Annotated in this window: 13 protein-coding genes; 5 read left to right on the top strand and 8 right to left on the bottom strand. The window is 44.2% G+C overall.

Annotation, left to right across the window (positions count from 1 at the left end; translation table 11 throughout):
- Nucleotides 1-35: 35 nt before the first annotated feature.
- Complete coding sequence (locus MiSe_RS07760; RefSeq protein WP_226577025.1) at nucleotides 36-830, top strand: aspartyl/asparaginyl beta-hydroxylase domain-containing protein; 795 nt, start codon at nucleotides 36-38, stop codon at nucleotides 828-830.
- A 127-nt stretch (nucleotides 831-957) separates the two neighbouring features.
- Here MiSe_RS07760 and MiSe_RS07755 read toward each other — a convergent pair whose 3' ends face one another.
- Complete coding sequence (locus MiSe_RS07755; RefSeq protein ID WP_226577022.1) at nucleotides 958-1,497, bottom strand: VOC family protein; 540 nt, start codon at nucleotides 1,495-1,497, stop codon at nucleotides 958-960.
- A 170-nt stretch (nucleotides 1,498-1,667) separates the two neighbouring features.
- Between MiSe_RS07755 and MiSe_RS07750 the strand changes: the two genes are divergently transcribed.
- From MiSe_RS07750 to MiSe_RS07740, 3 genes are read left to right on the top strand one after another with little or no spacing between them, the layout of a single operon-like run.
- Nucleotides 1,668-2,054, top strand: a complete 387-nt coding sequence (locus MiSe_RS07750) for a nuclear transport factor 2 family protein (RefSeq protein ID WP_226577019.1) — start codon at nucleotides 1,668-1,670, stop codon at nucleotides 2,052-2,054.
- A gap of 18 nt (nucleotides 2,055-2,072) precedes the next feature.
- The gene (locus MiSe_RS07745) at nucleotides 2,073-2,552 is read left to right on the top strand and encodes a hypothetical protein (protein ID WP_226577016.1); all 480 of its coding nucleotides are present in this window, start codon (nucleotides 2,073-2,075) and stop codon (nucleotides 2,550-2,552) included.
- Nucleotides 2,494-2,949 (top strand): hypothetical protein, encoded by a 456-nt coding sequence (locus MiSe_RS07740; RefSeq protein WP_226577013.1) that lies wholly within the window; start codon nucleotides 2,494-2,496, stop codon nucleotides 2,947-2,949. Before MiSe_RS07745 ends, MiSe_RS07740 begins: the two co-directional genes overlap by 59 nt.
- Here the strand turns inward: MiSe_RS07740 and MiSe_RS07735 are convergent.
- From MiSe_RS07735 to MiSe_RS07720, 4 genes are all read right to left on the bottom strand, one after another.
- The gene (locus tag MiSe_RS07735) at nucleotides 2,895-4,718 is read right to left on the bottom strand and encodes an ABC transporter ATP-binding protein (RefSeq protein ID WP_226577010.1); all 1,824 of its coding nucleotides are present in this window, start codon (nucleotides 4,716-4,718) and stop codon (nucleotides 2,895-2,897) included. The two genes, MiSe_RS07740 and MiSe_RS07735, sit on opposite strands and share 55 nt — an antisense overlap.
- 122 nt (nucleotides 4,719-4,840) lie before the next feature.
- Complete coding sequence (locus MiSe_RS07730; RefSeq protein WP_226577007.1) at nucleotides 4,841-5,212, bottom strand: FIG domain-containing protein; 372 nt, start codon at nucleotides 5,210-5,212, stop codon at nucleotides 4,841-4,843.
- Between the two features lie 128 nt (nucleotides 5,213-5,340).
- Entirely contained in the window at nucleotides 5,341-5,844 is a 504-nt protein-coding gene (locus MiSe_RS07725; protein ID WP_226577003.1) for an FIG domain-containing protein, read from the bottom strand.
- Between the two features lie 2 nt (nucleotides 5,845-5,846).
- Complete coding sequence (locus MiSe_RS07720) at nucleotides 5,847-6,770, bottom strand: ion channel (protein ID WP_226577077.1); 924 nt, start codon at nucleotides 6,768-6,770, stop codon at nucleotides 5,847-5,849.
- A gap of 480 nt (nucleotides 6,771-7,250) precedes the next feature.
- On the opposite strand from MiSe_RS07720, the gene MiSe_RS07715 reads away from it, so the two are divergent.
- Nucleotides 7,251-10,658: an ATP-binding protein gene (locus MiSe_RS07715; protein WP_226577000.1), complete on the top strand. Its 3,408-nt coding sequence runs from the start codon at nucleotides 7,251-7,253 to the stop codon at nucleotides 10,656-10,658.
- A gap of 362 nt (nucleotides 10,659-11,020) precedes the next feature.
- On the opposite strand, the gene MiSe_RS07710 is transcribed toward MiSe_RS07715, so the two are convergent.
- The 3 genes from MiSe_RS07710 to MiSe_RS07700 all read right to left on the bottom strand — a co-directional run bounded on the left by MiSe_RS07710 (nucleotide 11,021) and on the right by MiSe_RS07700 (nucleotide 25,164).
- Nucleotides 11,021-13,684 carry a PAS domain S-box protein gene (locus MiSe_RS07710; protein WP_226576996.1) on the bottom strand — a complete coding sequence of 888 codons (2,664 nt, stop codon included), beginning with the start codon at nucleotides 13,682-13,684 and terminating at the stop codon, nucleotides 11,021-11,023.
- A 236-nt stretch (nucleotides 13,685-13,920) separates the two neighbouring features.
- Nucleotides 13,921-19,359 carry a trifunctional serine/threonine-protein kinase/ATP-binding protein/sensor histidine kinase gene (locus MiSe_RS07705; RefSeq protein ID WP_226576992.1) on the bottom strand — a complete coding sequence of 1,813 codons (5,439 nt, stop codon included), beginning with the start codon at nucleotides 19,357-19,359 and terminating at the stop codon, nucleotides 13,921-13,923.
- 378 nt (nucleotides 19,360-19,737) lie between these two features.
- On the bottom strand, nucleotides 19,738-25,164 hold the full coding sequence (locus tag MiSe_RS07700) for a trifunctional serine/threonine-protein kinase/ATP-binding protein/sensor histidine kinase (RefSeq protein WP_226576989.1): 5,427 nt from the start codon (nucleotides 25,162-25,164) through the stop codon (nucleotides 19,738-19,740).
- Nucleotides 25,165-25,327 lie beyond the last annotated feature (163 nt).

Raw genomic sequence — 25,327 nt, 5'->3', positions numbered from 1 at the left:
GATATCTAATGCGATCGCATTCAGGAGAAAACACAATGGAAAGTTTTAACGAGTATCATTTAGACCCCAAGCAGTTCCCTTTTCTGAACACCCTGCAAGAGAACTGGGAAGCGATTCGAGATGAATTCACCAACTTTAGGCAGAAAGCTTCTCAAGAAGAGTTGCAATTTACCTTTGACGTGATGGGGCCTAAAAGTCAAACGATTAAGACCAAAGGTAAATCCAAGTATAGCGCTTTTGGCGTGCTATTTCAATGCTTGTTTATTGAACAATATATTCGAGTGCATCAAATTCAATATCCTCAGTATGAGTTAGAGGATGTACCGGAAACAGCACGGGAATTAAAAGAAAGATATTTTCCTAAGTTAACTAAGGCGATAGAAGCAACAAATTCGCTCAATGACAACATTCTCAGAAATGTCTATTTTGGTACATTTCTTCCAGGGCTGGATGTGAAACTGCATGTGAATTATAACCCGCACATGAATCGCGGCTATCTAGGATTGATTGTGCCAGAGGGTGATGTGGCGATGAAAATCTGCCATGAAAAGCTTTATTGGCATGAAGGCGAATTTATGATTTTAGATCACAGCTATCCCCACTGTCCGCATAATTACACCGATTACGAAAGGACTGTTTTGGTTGTAGATTTCTTTAAACCTGAGAATTCTAGAGAAGAATCGCTCCAGTTTGAACGGGAATTAGTCAGTCAGCGGATGCAAGAAAATCCTTACAGCTTAGGTGTTTTTGGCAAAAATGATAAAGCTCAAATTGAAGATTTTATTAAATATGGTTTAAGTCATCAGTTGGAGTGGGATAAAGCGTTATAAGTATCAACGATCGTTGTAGTAGGGGCACGGCATAAATAAGCTTTGCCCTTAACGAGAAGGTTTTCTCTCGCCGTGCCCCTACAATCAATATTAATAATTTAATTTAGATGCCACTGAAAACAATCCCTCAGTGGATGCTTCGCGCTGGTTCGTGTTGAATATCTCGCACCGGATCGCCCAACTCGCGCACATTGGCGGCAAATTCTAGCAAAATGCCATCAGGATCGAAGAAATAAAATGAGGAAATAAATGTACTTTCGTCTGCTTCAGGAACATAACCAGAGGGAACATCTGCATGATGTAAAATAGGCGTCACTTGGACTCCCTTGGCTAGCAGTTTTTCTCTATATTCCTCAACTTTTTCGGCTGAAACCTTGAAAGCTACATGATTCATCGAGCCATGAGCGGTGATTATATTGCCAGTTTGAAAAACATCAGTGCTGACAGATGCAATGCCAGGAGCGGCTTCAGGTGCCTGGGGAAACCAGAAAAAAGCCAAAGCATCCCCGTTGCCGATGTCAAAAAAGAAGTGCTGTCCGCCATCCGGTAGTGCGATGGTTTTGATTAACCGAAGACCAAGGGTGTTGGTGTAAAAGTCTACCGTGCGTGCCATATCTTTGCAGACTAAGGCGATATGGTTTATTCCTTGTAGTTGAAAGTCTTTCATATCTTGCTCGTTTGAACTAGAGGCTGAGCCTCTATTTTCTCATTCCCAGGCTCAGCCTGGGAATGAGGGGAGAGGGGAGCCTGGGAATGAGGGTATCTTCTTGTTTTGCGATCGCAACGTTGCCATCGAACAGGATAATAAAAGCTGATAGCTGAAACTTGATAATTACAATGAAGCAGGATACGATGGCAGTCGCCCAGCAGGCATTCGAGTACTTTACTCACGGCTTGGCGACGGGGGAGTGGGACTCGTTTTTAGATATGCTTACCGATGATTTTACTTTTTGGTTTCCCGTCGGTTCTTTTCACGGCTTAAATCAGGGGAAAGAAAGAGCAAGGGCTTTTTTTGAGTATGTGAGTGAAGTCTTCGGCGGGATTACAATTACTTCGATAGAGCGAGTTACTAGCAGCGATACGACGGTTGTTTTTGAGTTTCGGGATGAGGGGAAAATGCGGGGGGAACCTTATAAAAATAGAATTGCGGTTTCGTTTGATATTCGCGGCGATAAGATTTGCGGATATCGGGAATATTTGGGCAGCGATGGTAAGTCGAATTAGGTAATGGGTAATGGGTAATTGGTAATTGGTAATATTCAGGGTGTAGGGGCACGGAATTCTACCATCTTTGGGTATAAATCAAAAGTAGGGGCACGGCATCCTACCATCTTTGGGTGTAAATCAAAATTTATCTACGCCGTGCCCCTGGGTGTAGGGGCAGGGCATCCTACCATCTTTGGGTGTAAATCAAAATTGATCTACGCCGTGCCCCTGGGTGTAGGGGCAGGGCATCCTACAATCTTTGGGTGTAAATCAAAATTTATCTACGCCGTGCCCCTGGGTGTAGGGGCAGGGCATCCTACAATCTTTGGGTGTAAATCAAAATTTATCTACGCCGTGCCCCTGGGTGTAGGGGCACGGCATCCTACCATCTTTGGGTGTAAATCAAAATTGATCTACGCCGTGCCCCTGGGTGTAGGGGCAGGGCATCCTACAATCTTTGGGTGTAAATCAAAAGCTGGGTGTAGGGGCACGGCATCCTACCATCTTTGGGTGTAAATCAAAATTGATCTACGCCGTGCCCCTGGGTGTAGGGGCACGGCATCCTACAATCTTTGGGTGTAAATCAAAATTTATCTACGCCGTGCCCCTGGGTGTAGGGGCACGGCATCCTACAATCTTTGGGTGTAAATCAAAATTTATCTACGCCGTGCCCCTGGGTGTAGGGGCAGGGCATCCTACAATCTTTGGGTGTAAATCAAAATTTATCTACGCCGTGCCCCTGGGTGTAGGGGCAGGGCATCCTACCATCTTTGGGTGTAAATCAAAATTTATCTACGCCGTGCCCCTGGGTGTAGGGGCAGGGCATCCTACCATCTTTGGGTGTAAATCAAAATTTATCTACGCCGTGCCCCTACTTCTTTCTCCTGTTTGCACTCGCCACAGACTGGCATAAATTCCGCCTCGTTCCAATAATTCCTCGTGTCGTCCTCGCTCTACGATGTTACCTTGTTCCATTACGTAGATACAATCGGCGTTGCGGACGGTGGAGAGGCGGTGCGCGATCGCTATCGTCGTCCTCTCGATTGTAATGCGTTCGAGCGATCGCTGAATCGCCGCCTCGGTTTCGTTATCCACCGCCGATGTCGCTTCATCTAATATGAGAATCGGCGGATTTTTTAACACCGCACGCGCGATGGCAATTCTTTGTCTTTGTCCTCCGGATAATTTCTGCCCTCGTTCGCCTACAATTGTGTCGTATCCTTGCGGCAATCCCATAATAAAATCGTGCGCTTCGGCAATTTTCGCCGCTTCGATTATTTCTGCTAAACTTGCCTCAAAACTTCCGTAAGCAATATTTTCTGCTACAGTTCCGTGGAATAAGAATACATCTTGACTGACTAAACCAATCGATCGACGCAAATCTGGCAATTTCAAATCTTGCAAGTTAATGCCGTCGATGGTAATCGTTCCCGATTGAATTTCGTACAATCTCAGTAACAATTTTACCACAGTACTCTTGCCCGAGCCAGTGGAACCAACGATCGCGATCGTTTTTCCCGCCGGGACGTACAAAGTCAGGTTTTTTATGACTGGAAATCCCTCGCGGTAAGCAAAGGTGACGTTGTTTAATTGTACTTCGCCGCGTACTTGCTGAACGAGTAAAGAAATATGACCGGAATGAATCGCGATGGGTGTATCTAAAAGATGCATGACGCGGTTAGTAGATGCCATTGCCCGTTGATATTGATCCAGGGTTTGACCTAATCTGGTTAAAGGCCAAAGTAAGCGCTGAGTGATGAATACTAAAACGCTGTAATTGCCGACGGATAATCTACCTGCGATCGCTTCTCGTCCCCCAATCAACAACGTTGCCGTAAAACCGAATAAAATCAGGAAGCGGATTAAAGGAATGAACGCGGCAGAGAGAGCGATCGCAGATCTATTACTCTTCTTATATGCCTCGCTTTCTCTGGCAATTCGCCTTGCTTCATATTCCTCAGTTGTGAAACTTTTAATAGTGGTAATTCCGCTCAAGTTATTGGATAGTTGTCCGTTGAGCAAACTGACCTTTTCCCGCACATCTGCATAGCGGGGAGCGAGGAACTTTTGGAATGCGATCGCACCCCATAAAATAAACGGCATCGGTAGCATCGCCCACCAAGCGACGCTAGGAGCCAAAATAAAGAAACCCCCGCCAATAATTATTACCGTTGTAATAACTTGTAAAACCTCATTCGCTCCCCCATCTAAAAACCGTTCCAATTGGTTGATATCGTCATTTAAGATAGACAGCAATCCCCCCGTACTCCTGTCTTCAAAATAAGCCAATTCCAAATCTTGAATATGCGTGTAAGCTGACAAGCGCAAATCGTGCTGAATCCGCTGGGCGAGATTGCGCCAAAGCCAATTATAGGCATACTCAAACGCAGATTCCAGAGTCCAAATCAGCACGGAAATGATGGATAAAACCACAAGTTGTCCAAATAAATCTTTGATGCCTATTTGAGCAATCAAAGAATTTTGTTTTTGCACCACCACATCCACCGCAACACCAATTATAGCAGGTGGGGCGAGGTCGAAAATTTTATTCAGGATGGAGCAAATTGTTGCCAGCCAGATTTGCCCGTGATATTTGCGACCATAATTGAACAGGCGCTGGAGGGGATGCACCGCTTGGGTTCGCTTCTGCTTGTTTTTGATCGAACGGGAAGTAGTAGTCAAAGTGTTACAGCGTTAGGGACTTAATATCAACGAGCGCGACGCACTCGCTCTTAATAGATAATACTGAATCGGGAGCGATAAACTCTAGAAGTTTGTAGTTGCGCTGTCTTCGCGCATCGCGACTAGGAACAACCAAAGGAAAAATGGATGTTGTCGTGGATATACTGCTGAGACTGCTTTAGCTTTAGAATCACCGCCAGGGTTTCCTGAAACAATTGGGGGTTGTTACAGGCGATGTAGTCTACCTGCTGTTCCTCTTCCAGACTCAATTCATCCAAAGAGTTGCCTGACAAGTCGGATAAAATCCCTCCAGCATATTTCAAAATAGGATACGCCAGAAGATTGTAATTGTCCGAACCTTTTCTCGCTTCAATCATTAAATCGGCAGCATTGCGGGCAATTTCACAAATTTCCATACCAGCATTGTCGATAGCGCGGATATCTCGACAAAGGAGAAAGATGGGGAAACTCACCTCTAGCTGGTTTTTTGCCAAAGAATACCCTGGTCTTACAGCAGATTGCTTTTCGTGTGAGGTACAGCCTTTTGGCTCGTTTGTGTAGCGGCAGCAAAAATGGCAGCCGCTACACAAACGAGGGGTGTACCTCATAGGGTTGCAATCCGCTATAAATAAGCGATAGCTTCTGACAAGCTGGCTTTTCCCTGACAGCGAATGGGAACTTCTTTTTGGGTAAGATGGCTGAAAAAATAGGCAGAATCTTCCCTAGTATAGTAGCGATCGCCCGAGCGCAATCCTTCAACATAAGCATAAGTCAAGTCCTTGAGTTTCACTTCCCTCTTTTTTTCCGACACGGCGATAACAATGCAGGGGTCGCCTATTCCTCGATCCCAGTTAAGAGAACCGTCTATCGGGTCAATGAAAATAGAAAAATCTGCTTGGTCGTCGATTTGCGATCGCCAAGACTCCATATAAATATTGCACTTGCGATCCTGCAAAACCTCAAGCACAATCTCAATGGCAACTTCATCAATTTTGTGCGTAGATTTCAACTTGTTGGGATGAGAAAGCGTTTCACCTACAAATCCCGTCTCAGATAGGCGCTTTACCAATTCGCCCTTTACTTTTTCGCTAATGACTTTACACAGGTAAAAGTAATCATCGCTCATAATTATTTCTCCCCCCGATCTACTGGTATCACATCATGAAAGCGTCTGTAATCAACATAGCGCTTTCCTTCAGGAGTTTTGCCCAAAATATCCACAAAACGCATATTCCACAAAATCTCCTCTGCTACATAAGAATAACGCGCGTGAATCGTTTGCGAAACCGTTTCGTCGAGTCCAGTCAGGGTGACAATCAACTCAACTTCTTGCTCCGCCAGGGATTCTGGTGTACATCCATATAAAGGACTTTTCTCATCAATTGGATGCATCGCCGTCCAACTTAGTGCGAAAATTGGCGTGCCGTTGCGAATTAATTCTAGGTCGTGCAAGCGACGCATAAATTCGCCCTCGTCAGTTAACTCATTGCGTGCCAAAGTTAGCCGTATTTGCGCTTCTAAAATCGAATTGCGGCGTCGGTTAGCTGCGCGTAACATTAAGGTTGGCACGCCGTTGCGGGTGGCAATTACTGCTACATCGCTGAACATTACTTTTGCCGTGGGTGTGGAAAAGCGCGCGAATGCCAATCCAGTCACCATTGCTACTCCCAATAAACCCACCAGCGCTTCTAAAGCAACGATCGCATTCGCATAAGGTGTTACTGGATACATTGCACCGTAACCAATCGTCGCCATTGTTTGGACGCTGAAGAAAAAGGCATCCAAAAAAGACCCAGGTCGCGCGTTATGAATGCTACCTGACTCTAGCAAGTAGGCGAAAGCAAATAAAGCGTTAGATGCCAGATACAGGACACTTATTAAACCAAAGAATTGAGGCCACTTTAGTGCGAGTAGCCAATGATACAGATCGCTTTTCCAAGAGTGGGACGAACCTTTACGGAGGATATCAGTTTGTCCATCGCGGCGGACAAAGCGCGATATGCCGACCGCACGCTGACGCGATTGCGCGGGGGAATCTTGCCTTTTGCCCATAGTCACAAGTCATTAGCTATCTTTATAATTCCATAAAACTTGGCCAAAAAAGTGGGAAAAGTGGGAAAAGTAGGAAAAGTAGGGAAAGTCGGAAAATTTTTATTGCATTATACCGATTAGCCAATTAAGCTAAAATCCTTACAAGACAGGCGCATTGGGTTAATGTCCGGAGCGGTTGACCGAACAGGGGTAGAAACTATGTCAACGGATAATAACGCAAGTTGCTAGTTATCTCTCTGGGAGCGGCTAATGGCTAATAGCTAATGGCTAATGTCAGTAAAAATACTAGATTAGCAATTAGCAATTAGCAATTAGCAACGCCCTTGTTTATAACTAGCAACTTGCGTTAATAGATAAAATATTACCGATTTGTCAGCTTTTACAAGGGTGCAAGATCGATCGAGTTAGTCTAGGAATCGCTGTGTAGCACCGAGGGGAATAAATATTAGCGATTTTCGGTGCGATCGCTCCCACGATCCAATGCCAAATCTAAACCGCTTAGTTGCTAAAATTTATGGTCAGCTTCCCTTACGAACCGTCGTGATAGTACCTTTCGTGCTGCAAATTTTGGCGGCGGTAGGGTTAACGGGATATCTCTCATTTAGAAACGGACAGCAAGCGGTAAACGACCTCGTCACCCAGTTGCAAAACGAAGTCAATGCTCGCATTCAACAAAAACTCGCAGCTTACTTAATCGTCCCTCATCAGATCAATCAAATGAATTTAGATGCCGTCAGCATAGGAATTTTAGACTTAAAAAACTTTCAAAAGACAGGACGCTATTTTTGGAAGCAAATACAAGTCTTTAAGGGAATTGGCTACATTAGCTATGCCAACCAAAAAGGAGAATTTATTGGCGGTGGACCGGAAGATAACGAAAACTTAGCCAAACTAACCATTGATGAAGTTTCCCCAAAAACCCAATGGAAAACTTACAGCTACGCCACCGATCGCCAGGGAAATCGCACTAAAATAGTTTTGACCAAAGATGGCTACGATCCTCGCGTTGAAGCTTGGTACAAAGATGCCGTGAAAGCAGGTAGACCCGTTTGGAGTAAAATTTACCAGTGGGAAGGCTATCCAGAAATTATCTCAATTTCTGCTAGCCTTCCCGTCTACAACAAAAGCGGGACATTAATCGGCGTCCTCGGCGTCGATCAGCGCCTGTCCCAAATTAGCGATTTTCTCCGCAGTTTAAAAATTAGTCGGTCGGGAAAAACATTTATCTTAGAACGCAACGGTTTATTAGTAGCAAGTTCGAGTACCGAACAACCTTACACCCTCGTTAAAGGGGAAGCAAAACGCCTCCATGCGTCTCAAAGTCGGGATGACTCAATCCGCAACGCAACACAGCACTTAGAAAAGCAAACAAAAGGGTTGAAACACATTCGCCACCCACAGAAGCATGTCTTTTCTGTGAATGGCAATCGCAAATTCCTGAAAGTTGTACCGTTTCGAGATAAATATGGTTTGGATTGGTTAATTGCAGTCGTCGTTCCAGAGTCAGATTTCATGGAACGCATCAACGCCAATACTCGCACGACCATTTTGCTATGTTTGGCAGCTTTGGTAATCGCTATTTTGATTGGCATCAAAACTTCTCGCTGGGTTGTCCAGCCAATTTTGCGCTTAAATATAGCTGCGAAAGATTTAGCAAAAGGCGAATGGGAACGCACCGGAGAAATTCAACGTTCTGATGAGTTGGGGGAGTTAGGGAATTCGTTTAATAAAATGGCTAGACAACTACAAGAATCGTTTGTTAGTTTAGAAAGCAAAAATGCAGAGTTACAGCGTCTGGAGCAACTCAAGGATGAATTTTTAGCCAATACTTCCCACGAACTGCGAACGCCACTCAACGGCATGATTGGCATTGCCGAATCGATGATTGATGGAGGCACTGGGCCAGTTTCAGAACTGCAAAGAAAAAATTTATTGATGATTGCTCAAAGCGGACATCGATTGGCAACATTAGTCAATGATATCCTTGATTTTTCTAAACTGAAACACAAAAATCTTGAACTGCAACTCAAACCCGTGGGATTGCGAGAAATCCTCGAGGTGGTTCTGACCCTAAGTCGTCCTTTAATTGGCAAAAAAGATGTGCAGTTAATTAACAAAGTACCTGCCGAATTGCCCCCAGCTCAAGCCGATGAAAATCGCTTGCAACAGATTCTGCACAACCTAATTGGAAATGCGATTAAGTTTACCCACAGCGGGTTTGTAGAAGTGTCGGCAGAAGTAATAGATAATAACTCAGAACAATTAGCAATTAGCAATTCCCAATTAGCAATTAGCAATTCCCAATTAGCAATTAGCAATTCCCAATTAGCAATTACCATTTCCGATACGGGTATTGGGATTCCAGAAGATAAATTAGAGAGAATTTTTGCACCTTTTGAACAGGCGGATGGAGCTACGGCGCGGGAATATGGCGGTGCTGGGTTGGGTTTAGCAATTACCAAAAAGCTCGTAGAATTGCACGAAGGTCAAATTTGGGTTGAATCTACCGTTGGTGTTGGGTCGCGGTTTACCTTTACGCTGCCAATTTCCGGCGAGAAGATGGGGGTGAGCGATCGCTCTTGTTCTTCTTGCAACCAACCCCTCTGTTTAAAGCTGGATCGAGAACAAGATATAGAGCCAACCATAGAAAAATCATTTCCTAAAAATCCTGATAATTCTCAACAGTTCAAAATTCTAATTGTAGATGATGAGCCGGTGAACCTTCAAGTGCTGATCAACCATCTATCTTTGGAAAATTATGCCATTACCCAAGCCGCCAATGGCATCGATGCCTTAGCAGTCATTGACCAGGGTTTTCTCCCCGACATCATCTTACTAGATGTAATGATGCCCCGCATGACAGGCTATGAAGTTTGCCAAAAAATTCGCGAGCATTACTCCCCTTCCCAGCTACCTATTTTGATGTTGACAGCCAAAAATCAAGTCAACGATCTAGTAACAGGATTATCCCTGGGTGCTAATGATTATCTGAGAAAACCAATCTCGAAAAACGAACTGCTAGCCAGAATTAAAACCCATTTAACCCTGTCTAATATCACCCAATCTTACAGCCGCTTTGTGCCGCATCAATTCCTGGAACATTTAAATAAAGAAAGCATTATTGATGTGCGATTGGGCGATGCTGTTGAGAAGGAGATGTCAGTTTTATTCTGCGATATTCGCGACTTCAGCACGCGATCGGAAACCATGACACCGGAGGATACTTTCAAATTTATCAATGCCTATTTGTCGCGCATGGAACCGGCGATTATCCAAAATAATGGCTTTATTGATAAATACATCGGCGATGCAATTATGGCGCTATTTAGCGGCAGCGCCGATGATGCGGTTAAAGCAGGAATTACGATGCTGCAACTGCTGGATGAATATAATAAAACCAGGCAAAGACCGGGACGGGAACCCATCCGCATCGGCATTGGCATCAATACAGGTTGTTTAATGCTGGGTACGGTGGGTGGAAAAAACCGTATGGAAGGCACAGTAATTAGCGATGCTGTTAATTTAGCGTCTCGCATTGAAGGATTGACAAAAACTTATGGAGTCTCCTTACTAATAAGTCACCATACTTTTATGCAGTTGCACCATCCCCTTGACTATAAGATGCGCCTGATCGATCGGGTAAAAGTAAAGGGAAAATCAGAGATGGTGTCGGTGTTTGAAGTCTTCGATGCCGATCCGCCTGAATTAAAAGAAAGAAAGTTGATTGCAAAAGCAAAATTTGAACAAGCTTTGGTGCTTTACTATATGGAAAAATTCAGTCAGGCAGCACAACTTTTTGCAGATTGTTTACGCCAAAACCCGATGGATAACGTGGCTCAAATCTATCTGGAACGCTGTATCATATCAAATCCGGTTGCATCGGAATGATTTCTTGGGAATTGCTAATTGCTAATTGCTAATTGCTAATTGCTAATTGCTAATTGCTAATTGCTAATTGCTAATTGCTAATTGCTAATTGCTAATTGCTAATTGCCCTGACTGCGTTGAGATTTGTAGTCTCTATATGTAGGGTGCGTCCTGAGTGTTGTACGGCAACGTTTCTATATGTAGTACGGCACCATTTCCACCAGATCTGGAGTTGCTGCGTAAGTCCTGTCTGTATAGGGGCAATTACCAATTAGCCATTAGCAATTAGCCATTACCAATTAGCCATTAGCCATTAGCCATTAGCAATTAGCCATTAGCCATTAGCCATTAGCCATTAGCAATTCCCAAACAAAGCATCCCGTTCACTGTTTGAGCGGAATTTGAATCGCAAACTCTGCTCCCTGTCCGGGTGAAGAAATACACTGCAACGATCCGCCGTGCCGTTCGGTGATAATTTGGTAGCTAATTGATAGACCCATTCCCGTGCCTTTACCAACTGGTTTGGTAGTAAAAAACGGATCGAATAAGCGCTGTCTAACTGTTTCCGTCATTCCCGGCCCGTTGTCGGCGATCCGAATTATCACCTGGTTAGGTTGTATCAATTGAGTGCGAATGCGAATTGTGGGAATGGGGGATTGGTCTTCTTTCCCATGCTTTATGACTCGTGACTTATGACCCTCTTCCAGTGCATCAATTGCATTGCACAAAATATTCATAAATACTTGATTGAGTTGTCCGGCGTAGCACTCGACCAAAGGTAAATTGCCATAGTCTTTAATTACCTCAATCCCAGGGCAATCTGGTTTGGCTTTGAGGCGATTTTGCAGAATCGTCAGCGTGCTATCAATGCCATCGTGAATATTAACCTCTTTGATCTGTGCTTCATCCATGCGGGAGAAGGTACGCAGGGAAAGAACAATTTGCTGAATGCGTTCTGCACCCACTTTCATTGAGGTGAGGAGTTTGGGCAAGTCTTCTAAGATAAATTCCAAGTCGATTGCTTCTGCTTGCGCTTGGATTTCGGCAACTGGTTGAGGATAGTGTTTTTGGTAAAGCTGAATTAGTTGGAGTAGGTCTTGAGTATATGTGTCGGCATGGGTGATGTTGCAGAAGATAAAACTAATAGGGTTATTAATTTCGTGAGCAACCCCAGCTACCAGTTGACCGAGAGAAGACATTTTTTCACTTTGGATTAGCTGGGATTGAGTCCGCTGGAGTTCCCGCAGGGTTTGTTCCAGGTTTTGGGTTTGCTGTCTGAGTTGCGCTTCCGATGCTTGCAATGCCAATTCGGCTTGCTTGCGTTTGATCCCAATCGCAATTTCATTGGCAACTAATGAAATTGTCTCTAAAACGGACTCCGACAAGGGATGGCGCGCAAACATGGCAATTACACCGACAAGCGCATCTTCCACCAACAGCGGATATCCGGCAAACGCCACCATTCCTTCTCGTTTCGCCCATTCTTTATTGCTGATGCGGGAATCTTCTAGCACAGAATTGGTGAGGTGGGGTTGCTTTTCTGCTGCTATGAGGCCAATTTTGTACATCCCTACTGGAACGCGGCGATGGGAGCCGTCAATGTGCGTATACATGCCCGCACTCGCCTGCAATTCCAGCACATTTTCCGCTTGATTCAGCGTCCAGATGCGAGCAAAAGCAGCATCGAAACGCTGGACAATTGCCTCAGTGCATTCCTGTAGCATATCCTGTAGCCGATCGCTGCGAGCCAGAATCGCATCAACTTCTGCCCGAAAAGACAACAGTCCCGCTTGTGCTTTTAAGGCTTCCTCCCCTCGCTTGCGATCGCTAATATCTCGCGCAATTCCTACCACTCCCATCACCGTTCCGTCTTCCTTGCGCCAGGGATTCTTGGTTGTCAGCAGCGTGCGTTGGATACCATTCCTATCGACGATCGTTTCTTCGATCATTTCTCCTACCCCCGAAGAGATGATGCGACGGTCAACTTGCATCAAGGAATCAGCCACATGGGGGGGAAAGAGTTCCTCAGTGGTTTTACCGAGCGCCTCTGCCTCAGATTTACCCAATAGTTCGAGCGTGGTGGAATTCATCAGTAAGTGCCGACTTTGCAAGTCTTTCACAAAGATGGCATCGGTTGTGCTTTCCATCACGCTTCGCAAAAGGGCATTGCTTTGGGCGAGGGCAGCTGCCGCCGCAATGGGCGAACTAATATCCCGCAAAATCGCCGTGTAGATAGTTTCGTCCCCAATTTGCAGATGGGAAATTGACGCTTCTGCCGGAAACTCCGTACCATCTTTGCGGCGACCAAAAATCTCGCTTCGTTCTGCCATAGGGCGCGATTGAGTAAAATTACTCACATGCTTTTCATGGGCTGCTGCAAACCGCTGCGGTAGGAGCAGACTGAGGGGTTGCCCCAAAACCTCAGCCGCCGTGTAGCCGAAAATCTTCTCTGCTTCCTGGTTAAACAAGGTAATGCGCTGGCTGGAATTTACCGAAATAATCGCATCCTTGGCGATTTCTACAATGCCTGCAAACCTTGCTTGCGATACCCGCAGCGCTTCCTCTGCCTGCTTGCGCGCGGTAATGTCCGAGATCGTGCCGATTAGCGCTAAAATCCTGCCAGATTCATCGCGAATCCCATTGAATCGCGCCCAAGCCTGGAAACGCCGACCTTTGCACGACTGCATTTCCACTTCGCTCGCCCAAGATTCCCCTTTGATCATAGTTTGCCGCATCTCGTCAGCAATTTCTCGATTAACGAACCTTGCCGGAATTCCCCCAGCGGCGTAAAAATCCTCTGGGTTATCGCACTCAAACAGGCTGCCCCAGGCTGAATTTTGGTATAAATGCTTACCTGTACCATCGGCAAAGCCAATCGCATCCCTAGAACTTTCCACCGCATACTTGTATAGCCTCAGGGTTTCATCTGCCTGCAAGCATTGGCACCCGGTTAACTGCTGCTGGGTTTGCGCTAATTCTAGTTCTAGTTCAGCGACACGCTGGCGGAGAGCGATTAAATCTTGGCGCCGCGATTTGGCCTGTGGCATAGTTAATTCTTTTCCTTTGCTCTTGAGATACCAATTAATGGTTACTCCCTGTGACGTAATTTACTACGCCCCAGCCATAGAATTCCCAAGTTAGGACTGAAATTAACGGTATTTTAAATGACGAGGACTTACGCACGACGATCTGAGAAACCGGGTTTCGGCATAGAAACCCGGTTTCTTGTTTCTGCGTTTCTTTGCGTAAGGTCTCATAATATACAATTTGGCAGCGGAGTAATTTAAGCTAGATCGAGGGGGAGCAGGATGGCAAACTCAGTCCCCTCTCCCAACACTGACTCGCAAGTTAAACTACCGCCGTGGGTTTCTTCCACAATTTGACGGCTAATTGATAACCCTAACCCAGTACCTTTACCGACGGCTTTTGTAGTGAATAAGTGGTCAAAGATGCGTGACTTAACTTCCTCGGTCATCCCCAAACCATTGTCTTTAATCTTAATAACGACACTTTGCTGATCTTCAGCAATTTCTGTTTTGATTGTAATCATATTAGGATGCTGTTCAATTGCCGCATAATTGCGTCCCTGATTCGATTCTTCAAGCGCGTCTATGGCATTCGATATAATATTCATAAACACCTGATTCAGTTGTCCAAAATAGCATTTGATTGAGGGGATTTTCCCATATTCCTTGATAACTTGAATCCCGGGACGGGTTTCCTTTGCTTTCAGGCGATATTGTAAAATCATCAACGTAGTATCGAGTCCTTCGTGGAGATTGGCTGAGACTTTAGAGGTGCTATCGGCGCGGGAGAAAGTACGGAGAGAGGTGCTGATATTGCGGATGCGATCGCACCCTACTTTCATCGAAGAAAGCATCTTCGGTAAATCTGACAAGGCATACTCTAAATCGATATCTTCAGCATCCCGTTCAATTTCCTCGCCCGGATTGTCAAATTTTTCTTGATAAAGTCGCAAGTGATTGATTAAATCTTTAACCGTTGCCGTTGCTTCGTTAATATTGCCTGAAATAAAGCCAACCGGGTTATTAATTTCATGAGCAACTCCCGCGACTAAATTACCCAGGGCAGACATTTTTTCACTTTGAATCATTTGCAGTTGCGTTTGTTGTAATTGTTGCAGGGATTTTTCTAACTGCTGGGCATAATCTTGGGATTTTTGGTAGAGGCGGGCATTTTCTAGAGAGATAGCAGCTTGGGTGCAAAGAAGGTTGAGGATATTGATGCGATCGCTCGTAAATGCCCCCGCTATCAAATTATTTTCCAAGTAAAGAATCCCGATTAACTTGCCGCGATTCACAATCGGACTGCATAGCAAACTTTTAGGTTGCCGCTGGATAATGTAAGGGTCAGAGGCGAACCTGTTAAGAGTCGTAACATCGTTTGTTACCAGGGTTTTTTGCGTGCGCCAAACATAATTAATAACTGTAACTGGAACAACAGAGCTAGACTCAACTGGGATAGATTGCAGTACATTAGCCTGAGTACTGCGACTGGTTTTAGTCGCTTCTATTACTAAGTTGTCATCCTTGGGCAAAATTAAACAGCCATTTTCCGCGCCGGCATTTTCAATTAACACCTGCATCAAAGTTGAAAGCAACTGCTCTAAAACAATTTCCTCAGACAAAGTTTGAGCAGCTTTCATCACCGTTGTCAAGTCCAAAAATGCCGAAACACCCGCACTGGTGGAAGTGAAAGTTTCAGAAGCGATGCTATTCGCTGTACAGGGATTGGGGCTAATTTTTTCCCGCAACAGGATGGGGGCGAGTAAGTGAGGATAGCGTTGTTCTAAATTTTCAACTTTCGCTTTTGCACCCCAGCGAGCATAGCAGTAGTAAGCATCGATCGCGTAGGTTTGGGCGATTTTGTCTTTGCCCCATTCTAGGTAGAATTTAGCAGCCAGTTCGTTAGCTAAAGCTTCTTCATTGGTGTATTCGTTTAGGCGCGCTCCTTTAATCGCGCGATCGTACATTTCGATCGCCTCAGTTTTTTGCCCAAGCACCCGATGCCGTTCTGCCTCTACTAGATAAAATTTATGTAGGTGATTCATCGGAGCATGATCTGCCCATTTCTGCAACTTTGCTTGGTTATCAGCCACTTGTTTGAGCAAACTATCTTGCTCAGATTGGTTTTCGGGGTACAACGCCAAGGCTGTGAGCGAATCATAAAAATGAAAGATAGGCACGGTGATATACCCTATGCCTCCCGCCAAATAGTGTCTGGCTTTAGCCGCAGTTTCTGCTAACGCAAAGCTCCCCTCCCAAAACAAGTAGCAGAGCATGAGTTTATGAACATAGAAGCAATAAAGTCCAGTCATGTCATTTGCTTCAAGGAAAACAGATAGTAATCTCTCTTCGTTGAAAGCTGCACCCAATAAAACACAATAATTCTCAGTTTTTCCTAGTAACTTCAGAACGGCTTGTCTGTAAATTTGGCAATAGTTTAAGGCGGTTACTTGCTTGAAGTTCACTAAAACTTGAGTGTAAGCCTTCATTTGTTGTTCTAAAATTCCCAGGTCCTGACCGCTCAAATAGGAATACTGACAGAAATCATTTGCCGAGTAGCCAACAAACTCCAAGTCTCCTGTTTCCAATCCGGCTTGATAGCTTTCTTGTAAAAAATGCAAGGTTTCCCTTAGATGATATTTGCCCGGAACAACAAAGAGTCCCACAATTAAAATTGTCCGCGCTTTAATTTCATTAGCCTCAAGTTTTTTCAGCAAACCTAAAGCTAACCTGCCTACCATATCCGCTGCTTCAATATCTTGCTGTATGCCGGTTAAAAGGAGACCGTAACTCGCATAAAAAAAGGCAGAATACGGTGCATTACCATACTGAATCGATGATTTTATCTGCGACAAAATCATCAGTGGATACAGTTTAGGAGCTGCTATATAGATTGCTGGAACCACACTTGATACGATCCGCATAACTGCCAATTTGTCAGCCGAGGTCATCAACGGCAGGTTTATCAATTCGTCAACATTTTTCCCAGCTATTAGTGTAGAGGTTTCTTGCAGTGCTTGCTGAATATCGTTCTGGTTTGGCTGATCTGGGAAACTTATGCCAAACTGGAATAGAAACTGTTGTGCGATCGCGATCGCTTGCAAAAGTTTGTTCTGTGATGTATAGGCTTGGATTTTTATCTCATAGACTCTGATTTGATCGAGCTGCGTTTTGGTTTGGTGCAGCACGGTTTCAACCAATTGTTCCATCTGCTCAAATAAACCACAAAGGTAGGTAGCCTCTGTCGCTAACTCATACAGTGCCAGCGTCAATTCATAGTGACTTTGCCAGCTATCTGTCCTCAGCAACCCGATTCCTACATTTGCATACTCCAACGCAGCAACATAAGCAGTTGCAGCCTTAGCTTTTCCTCCAGCCAACAGGTTTAGCTGAGCCAGTTCATCCCGCTCAGCTTGCTGGGTGATTAACTCTACCCCGATATTCAACTGGTTGACAATCTCAAAAATCTTTTCTTCCCGTTCCTCTTTTAGAATATTCCTCAACAGCAGTTGACCAATCTTGAGGTGAGTTGCCTGTTTTTTATCTTGAAGAATTAGAGAATAAGCCGCTTGTTGCACGCGATCGTGCAAGAATTTATAACTGGGTAATTGGTAATCGGTAATGGGTAATTGACTAGATGCTGCTCCCTCGCTATATTGAAAGAATTTGTAAATTTCGCTAACGGGAATAATTAAACCTTCTTGCAAAGCTTTCCACAAATCAGCCGCCGTCTCGGTTTGGGGCTTCTCATGCACAATCGAGAGCGTACCTAAGTCAAATTGGTTGCCAATACAAGCGGCGAGTTTCAACACTTCTTGCGTGACTTCCGGCAACTTATGTAACTGAATTGCCATGAACTCAACCACATCATCATTCAGAGATAATTCGCGGATTTTGGCGATATCGCACTGCCAATAACCAGCCTCAAAATTAAAGGTAATAAAACCATCTTCCTGCAGCGTTTTGATAAATTGCGTCGCAAAGAAAGGGTTACCTTTTGTTTTCAGATTGACCAGTTCCGTTAACGGTAATGCGAGTGCTGACGAACAACTAAGGGTGTCAGCAATCAGGTGATTTAAGTCAGTTTGGTTGAGGGGTGATAAGTTAATGGTGTTGATGGTAACATCAGCTTTCTGAATTTCTCCCAAGGTCAAAATCAGCGGATGGGCGGGGGAAACTTCGTTATCTCGATACGCACCAATTAATAACAAATAGCGAGTATCGGTTTCGCTCATTAATAATTGCATCAATTTCAAAGATGCTGAGTCTGCCCATTGCAAATCATCCAGGAAAATGACTAGGGGATGCTCTTTTGTCGTGAAAACTTGGATGAATTTCTGAAACAGCAAATTAAAGCGATTTTGCGCCGAAGTTCCAGAAAGTTCTCCAACGGGTGGCTGCTTGCCAATAATGCGTTCCAGTTCGGGAATGACTTCAATAATAACTTGACCTTGATCGCCCAAGGCTGACAAAATTTTGGTTTTCCAATGTTGAATTTGTGCGTCACTTTCTGTCAGCAGTTGAACCATCAAATCTCGGAATGCTTGCACGAATGCACTAAAGGGAATGTTGCGCTGAAATTGGTCGAATTTCCCCTTGATAAAATAACCCCGTTGCCGTACAATTGGTTTGTGGACTTCGTTGACGACAGCGGTTTTACCAATCCCAGAAAAACCCGCTACTAACATCAATTCTGTTGCACCGGAACTGACCCGTTCAAATGCAGTTAGTAACGTTTCAACCTCTGTTTGACGACCGTAGAGTTTTTCGGGAATCAGGAAGCGATCGCACAGATCCCGCTTCCCTAATTCAAACCCTTCAATCTTGCCAGTTTCTTTCAGTTGATAAAGGCAAGAAAGCAGATCGTGCTTTAACCCTAAAGCACTCTGATAGCGGTCTTCCGCATTTTTCGCCATCAATTTCTTGACGATCTCAGAAAGAACTAACGGAATATCGGCGTTGAGACTATGAACGGATGGGGGAAGCTTTGCAATGTGACAGTGAACCAATTCCATCGCATCTTCCGAACTAAAAGGCAACTGTCCGGTAAGCAATTCAAAGAAAGTGACACCCAAAGAATAGAAATCACTGCGGTAGTCAATCCCCCGATTCATCCGTCCCGTTTGTTCCGGAGACAGGTAAGCGAGAGTCCCTTCCAACACATTGGGAGATGTGAGAGTTTGGGTTTCTCTTGGCAATAAGGAAGCGATGCTGAAGTCGATGAGTTTGACTTCTTTGGTAGTGGGATTAATTAGAATGTTGGCAGGTTTAATATCTTTGTGAATGACTCGGTGGCGAATCAGCAAGTCTAAAGTGGAGACAATTTGAATCGCGATGGAGAGAAATTCAGGAATTGGTAATTTTCCGGATACTTCTTGCCTCTCTGCTGCCAATAAAGCTACATAGTCTTTCAGGGAAATGCCCCCAAAGTCTTCCATAATCAGGGCATAACCATTGCGGTATGTTTCTAGACATAAAGGGCGAACAACTCCTGGCAGATCGAGGTTTTTAGCAATGGTATATTGATTGCGGAACTGTACGAGTTCGTTAAAGTTGGGAAATTCAGAGCGCAACAGTTTGATAACAACGGGATATGAGTCTGATTCTCTAATTCCGCGATAAACCAGCGTACGAGTCCCTGCGTAAATTTGTTCGACAGTCCGATAACCTGGAAGCGTAACCAGAGTGTTGCTCATATCTGCAAACCTTGCCTTAACTACGAGGAATTGGATCAAAGCGGATATAGTTGCCTATCAATTAGAGTTCCCAGCTTGTGGCAGAAACTAACGCAGAAACACAGAAACAAACACAGAAACCCGGTTTCTTAAAGAAACCGGGTTTCTATCAACGCAGAAACCGGGTTTCTAGGAAAAATCGTTGGGAAAGGCAATCATATCAAATCCGGTTGCATCGGAATGATAAGCTTTCTGGGTAATTGCTAATTGCTAATTGCTAATTGCCAGAAAAGCCCCTACAGGTCGTAATTCCGATGCAACGGTCAACGATATCACAGATCAACGCAGAAACCCGGTTTCTCGACCAAATCACCTTTGTTTCTAGGAAAAGTTTCTAGACTACAGACCGATTGGCAGCACAATTGTAAACTGCGTCCCCTCTCCGGGTGCAGACTGACAAAGTAACTGTCCCCCATGCTGGTCTACCACTATTTGATAACTAATTGATAATCCCAAACCCGTCCCTTTCCCCACAGGTTTAGTCGTAAAAAACGGATCGAAAATTTTATCCACTACCTCTGAACTCATTCCCACGCCATTATCAGCAATGCGGATTGCCACTTGATTGCTTTCTTTTATTTCTGTGCAAATCCGAATTGTCGGACCCTGTGTTGAGTTTACTTTACTTCCTACTCCTCGCTCCAACGCATCAATGGCATTGCTCAGGATATTCATAAACACTTGATTGACTTCTCCCGCATAACAGTTCACTAAAGGCAAATTGCCATACTCTTTAATGACTTTAATATCTCCTAACTTTTTATGCAAAATCGTTAAAGTACTGTCCATCCCCTGATGAATATTGACCGTTTTGCGAGCGGATTCATCTAACCGAGAGAAATTTCGCAAGCTCAGCACCAAATCCCGAAGTCGCTCTGCTCCGCTTTCCATTGAACCAAGGATTTTAGTAAAATCTTTCTTAATAAATTCCAGTTCAATTTCTTCAGCTTTCTCTACTATCTCCGGGAGCGGATTGGGATAGTATTTCTGGTACAGACTCAGTAACTCTAGCAAGTCCTGAGCATAGTCGTTCGCATGTTGTAAATTTCCATAAATAAAGTTAATGGGGTTATTAATTTCGTGTGCCATTCCCCCTACCAGTTGTCCTAAACTGGACATTTTTTCGGTTTGAATTAACCTCAATTGAGTGCAGCGCAGTTCTTCTATGGCGGTTTGCAATTCCTGGGTTCTTTGGGTGACTCGCGTTTCCAGCGTGTTATAGAAACGGGCATTTTCCAAAGAAATAGCTGCTTGAGCAGAAAGCACTCCCAAAACTTTTAACCTGTCGCTGGTAAAAGCACCTCGCGTTAGATTATTTTCTAAATACAAAATCCCCGTGAGGTTGCCTTGATGAAGGATAGGCGATACGAGAATAGATTTGGGTTGATTCGCTACAATATAAGGGTCGCGGTTGAATTGTTCTACCTCGGTAGCGTCATCTAAGACTAAGGGAGTTTGGGTTCGCGCTACGTAGTTAATTAATGTTCTGGGGATATTGTCGCATTCGCTAATGGGAAGCGACTGCAATACCGTGACTTGTCTTTCCCCGGAAAGCGTTGCTTCTATGACTAATTGATTATCTGTTTTGGCGATAAAGAAAACTGTTTGAGCGCCGGCATTTTCCCTGACTAGGTGCATGAGTTTCTCTAGCAAGCGAGCTAGGACAATTTCGCTAGAAAGAGCTTGAGATGCTTTAGCAACTGTTGATATATCTAGGGAAAAAGCATTTCCAACAGTTGTTGAAGTAGTTGTGACGGTGATATCTTTCGATGTTGTTTCTTTTGTGCGAGTTACTAGGTAGGGATAGCGAGATTCTAAGTCTTTAACTTTGGCTAAAGCTCCCCACCGAATATAGGCATAATAAGCTTGGGTGAGGTACGCCTGAGCAATTATCTCTTTCCCCAAAGATTGATAAAATTTCCCAGCTAATTCACAAGCTAAGGCTTCTTCTTGGACGTAACCGTTTTCTTTCGCTGCTTTAATAGCCCGATCGTAATCATCCATTGCTTTTAGATTATTACCCAAAACTCGCGCTGTTTCCGCTTCTACCAAATCGTATTTATGTTGGTGATTCATCGGGGCATGATGCGCCCATTTTTTCATTTTTTCCTGATGAGCATGGACTTTTTCCAGAATACTCTTTGGCTCGGTATTTGAAGCATCAGAATACACCGCCAGTCGCACCAGAGAATCGTAGAAATGGAAGACAGGAACTAATAGCATCCCTGCGACACCCTCTAAATAGCTTTCTGCTAACGTGGCATTTTCTACAGCTTGGGAATACTCTCCAAACAGATAAGACAAGATAAGTTTGTTTAAATACAAGTAGTGAAGTGCGGTTTTGGCATTCGCTTCCAGATGAAGCGGTAGCGATCCCTCCTCGTTGTAGACTTCACCCATTAAACGACAAGGATTTTCCGCCTGCCCTAACAAGTTTAAGACCGACTGTCGAAATATTCTATTATTATTCACTTGTAATTCTTGCTTTATTTGAATTAAACAATGATGGCAATCAGCCATTTTTTGGTTTAATTCCGTTAGATCGTGACCGCTAAAATAGGAATAGGCACATCGCAGAAATGCAGCATAAGCAGCAAATTCTAAATCTCCGGTTTCCAGTCCGCTTTGATACGCCAACTCAAAAACTGAGAAGGTTTCTCGCACATGATCTTGCCAAGAGATGATGCAAGTTGCAACATTTGTTAATGTTTTAGCCTTCACTTCCTTAGCATTGAACCGTGTAATTAAATTCAAAGCTAATTGGCCTAATTTATAAGCCAACTCAATGTCTTGGACTACAGCGCAGAGAATTAGTCCGTAGCCAGTATAGCTATAGGCAGATAAATTTGCATTTCCATGTTTGATAGATAAATTAACTTGTGCTAATACAATCAACGGATACAGTGGCGGACAGGAGAAGTAGGCAGCAGCGGATATGCTCAACAAGATACGCAAGGCTGCCAGCTTTGAAGGATCTGTCATTTCGGGCAAATTAATTAAGTCCTCAATGCCATTTTCAGAAATGAGTGAATCTGTGTATTCCAAGGCTGTAATAATGTCTGCCTCACCAGGCGAATCGGGAAAACTCACCCCCAAAAGATGCAGCACTTGCAATCCTATTTCAACGGCTTCTTTGGGTTTGTTTTGCGCCATAACCCTGAGTATTTTTACTTCATAAACTTTCACTTTATCGAGCAGAGTTTTGGCTTTTTCCAGGACGATTAGAGCTTTTTGATCCATCTGTTCAAATTCACCTATCAGGTAGGATACCTCTGTAGCTTCTTCATAAAGTGCCAGGGTTAATTCATAGTTGGTTTGCCAACTATCAGCACTTAAAAGCTCTATGCCTGCCTTCAAATACTTTATCGCTGGTTCGTAAGCATTAGCAGCCTTTGCTTTGTGTCCGGCTATTAAGTTTAATCCGGCTAATTCATCTTTGTTTGACTGCTGGATAATCGTGTCAATTCCGACATTCAACTGATTGACAATATCAAAAATATTCGATTCTATTTCCTCAATTGGGGTGTTTTGTAGGAGTAATTGACCGATTTTCAAATGGGTGGCTTTCTTTTGGTCTTCTCCAATCAGGGAATAGGCGGCTTGCTGGACGCGATCGTGCAGGAAGCGATATTCTAATCTGGAGTCATCAAAACTGAAACGCTGGAGTTCTTCCGATCCAAATAATAAGGGGATTTTGTAGTTGTTGCTTAAGGGTAAAATTAGCCCTTGTTGTAAGGCTGACCACAAATCGCTGGCGACTTCGGCTGCGGATTTTTCGCTGGTGGTGGCAAGTACGTCTAATTTGAAGCGATCGCCTATACAAGCTGCCAGTTTCAGTATCTCCTGAGTCCCCTGGGGCAGCTGGCAAATATTGCGAGCTATCAATTCAACCACACTCAAGTCGGTGATGCCAAATGCTTGAATTTTCTTAATATCCCACTCCCAGCAAACTTTAACAAAATCAAAGGTAAGTAACTTCTCCCGATCCAATGTCTTCAATATCTGCGTCAGGAAAAAGGGATTACCAGCGGTTTTGTTAAACAAAAGCGAGGCGAGTTCTTGCGTTTTTACTTTGTCGGTTTCGTTAAGGGCGTCATTAATTATTTGATGAACGTGAGTTAAGTTTAACGGTTTCACGACTATGTTATTAACAATTGTCCCGGCTTTTTGAATTTCCTCCACCGTTTGCATCAAGGGATGGGTAGCGCTGACCTCGTTATCCCGGTAAGCTCCAATCAACAGCAAATATTGACTTTCTGGATCGGTAATCAGCAGTTGCATTAATTTCAAAGAAGCAGAATCTGCCCACTGCAAGTCGTCTAAAAAGATAACTAGCGGATGCTCTTTTTGGCTGAAAACACCAATAAATTGTTGAAAAACTCGGTTAAACCGATTCTGGGATTCGGTTGCCCCTAGTTGGGGGACTTCTGGCTGCTTGCCGATAATTAGTTCAACTTCAGGAATTACGTCAATAATTAATTTTCCGTTGCTCCCCAATGCGGCTAACAATTTGTCGCGCCATGCTTGTAAAGAAGCTGCATCTTCGGTTAGTAACTGCCCGATTAAAGATTGAAATGCCTGAATTAAAGATGCATAGGGAATGTTGCGCTTGAATTGGTCAAATTTACCGCTGATAAAGTATCCCCGCTGCCGGACAATGGGTTTATGGATTTCATTAACTAGCGATGATTTGCCGATACCGGAATATCCAGATACCAACATCATTTCGCTTGTGGATTTGCCCTCGCGGATTTTGGATTCTATCTCCGCGTCTCCCTGTCCCCGTGTCCCCGCGTCCTCTTCTCCTGCAACGCGCTCAAACGCAGCTAACAGTTCCTCAACTTCCTGTTCCCGTCCGTAAAGTTTTTGGGGAATTAGCAGTTGTGCAGAACAATCTAGCTGTCCGGGAATAAAATTCGCAATCTTGCCGTTAGTTTTGAGTTGAACCAGACAATATTCCAGGTCAGCTAAAAGTCCGGCGGCGCTTTGGTAGCGGTCTTCGGCGTTCTTTGCCATCAGTTTGGCGATTAGGGATGCGATCGCGCGCGGCACCTCCGGATTTAATTCCTCAATCGCCACGGGTTGTTTGGCAATATGACAGTGGACTAATTCTAGGAAGTCGTTATTTTTAAAGGGTAATTCTCCCGTCAGCATTTCATAAAAAGTTACGCCCAAAGAATAAAAATCAGTCCGATAATCAACGGCACGATTCATTCTCCCTGTTTGTTCGGGAGACATATAAGCAAGCGTCCCTTCTAACGAATTGGGGTTACTCAGTTGGGGTGTTTCTTTTGATAGGCGGGAAGCAACGCTGAAGTCGGTAATTTTAACAATTCCATTAGCGGTATTAATAATAATATTGGCAGGTTTAATATCTTTGTGAATAATCTGTTGCTGATGCAAGGATGCTAAAGCTTGCACCAGTTGCACGGCAATGCCTAAAAAGGAAATGAGGGAAAGCTTTTCACCTTCAAGCAGTTGTTTGAGCGACTGTCCGCCAAAGTCTTCGCATACCAGTGCGAGACGGTTTTGATAACTTTCCAGGCGATAGATTTTGACAATGCCTGCTGCGTCTAAATTTTCCGCGATTTTGTATTCGTGCTTGATCCGGGTAATTTGTTCGAGGGTGGGATATTCTTCTTTAAGGATTTTGAGGATAACCGGCTGGCGATCGGGTTGCCAAATTGCGCGACAAATGATATTATTTGCGCCTTCGCGAACAACTTCGGTTAACTCATAGCCGGGAATTCTCAGGGTTTCTAGCATGGTTTATTGGTCTATTTTTGTAATTGGAGGGCAGGGTATCACATGCTATAGTTCCCCGCTCAATTTTCAAACGAACATCAACAGGAAATCTTGGCAGGGGAGCAAAAGGGGCAGGTGGGCAAAAAAAGCAAAAGGGGCAAAAGAATGTATATTCTCACCTGCT

This window comes from Microseira wollei NIES-4236, assembly GCF_020521235.1.
Classification (GTDB): Bacteria; Cyanobacteriota; Cyanobacteriia; order Cyanobacteriales; family Aerosakkonemataceae; genus Microseira; species Microseira wollei.
This window is presented reverse-complemented; position numbering and strand designations above follow the sequence as displayed.

Coding starts and splice junctions, on each gene's coding strand:
- MiSe_RS07760 (WP_226577025.1), top strand. CDS start 36: ATGGAAAGTTTTAACGAGTATCATTTAGACCCCAAGCAGTTCCCTTTT.
- MiSe_RS07755 (WP_226577022.1), bottom strand. CDS start 1,497: ATGAAAGACTTTCAACTACAAGGAATAAACCATATCGCCTTAGTCTGC.
- MiSe_RS07750 (WP_226577019.1), top strand. CDS start 1,668: ATGAAGCAGGATACGATGGCAGTCGCCCAGCAGGCATTCGAGTACTTT.
- MiSe_RS07725 (WP_226577003.1), bottom strand. CDS start 5,844: ATGAGCGATGATTACTTTTACCTGTGTAAAGTCATTAGCGAAAAAGTA.
- MiSe_RS07720 (WP_226577077.1), bottom strand. CDS start 6,770: ATGGGCAAAAGGCAAGATTCCCCCGCGCAATCGCGTCAGCGTGCGGTC.
- MiSe_RS07715 (WP_226577000.1), top strand. CDS start 7,251: ATGCCAAATCTAAACCGCTTAGTTGCTAAAATTTATGGTCAGCTTCCC.
- MiSe_RS07710 (WP_226576996.1), bottom strand. CDS start 13,684: ATGCCACAGGCCAAATCGCGGCGCCAAGATTTAATCGCTCTCCGCCAG.
- MiSe_RS07705 (WP_226576992.1), bottom strand. CDS start 19,359: ATGAGCAACACTCTGGTTACGCTTCCAGGTTATCGGACTGTCGAACAA.
- MiSe_RS07700 (WP_226576989.1), bottom strand. CDS start 25,164: ATGCTAGAAACCCTGAGAATTCCCGGCTATGAGTTAACCGAAGTTGTT.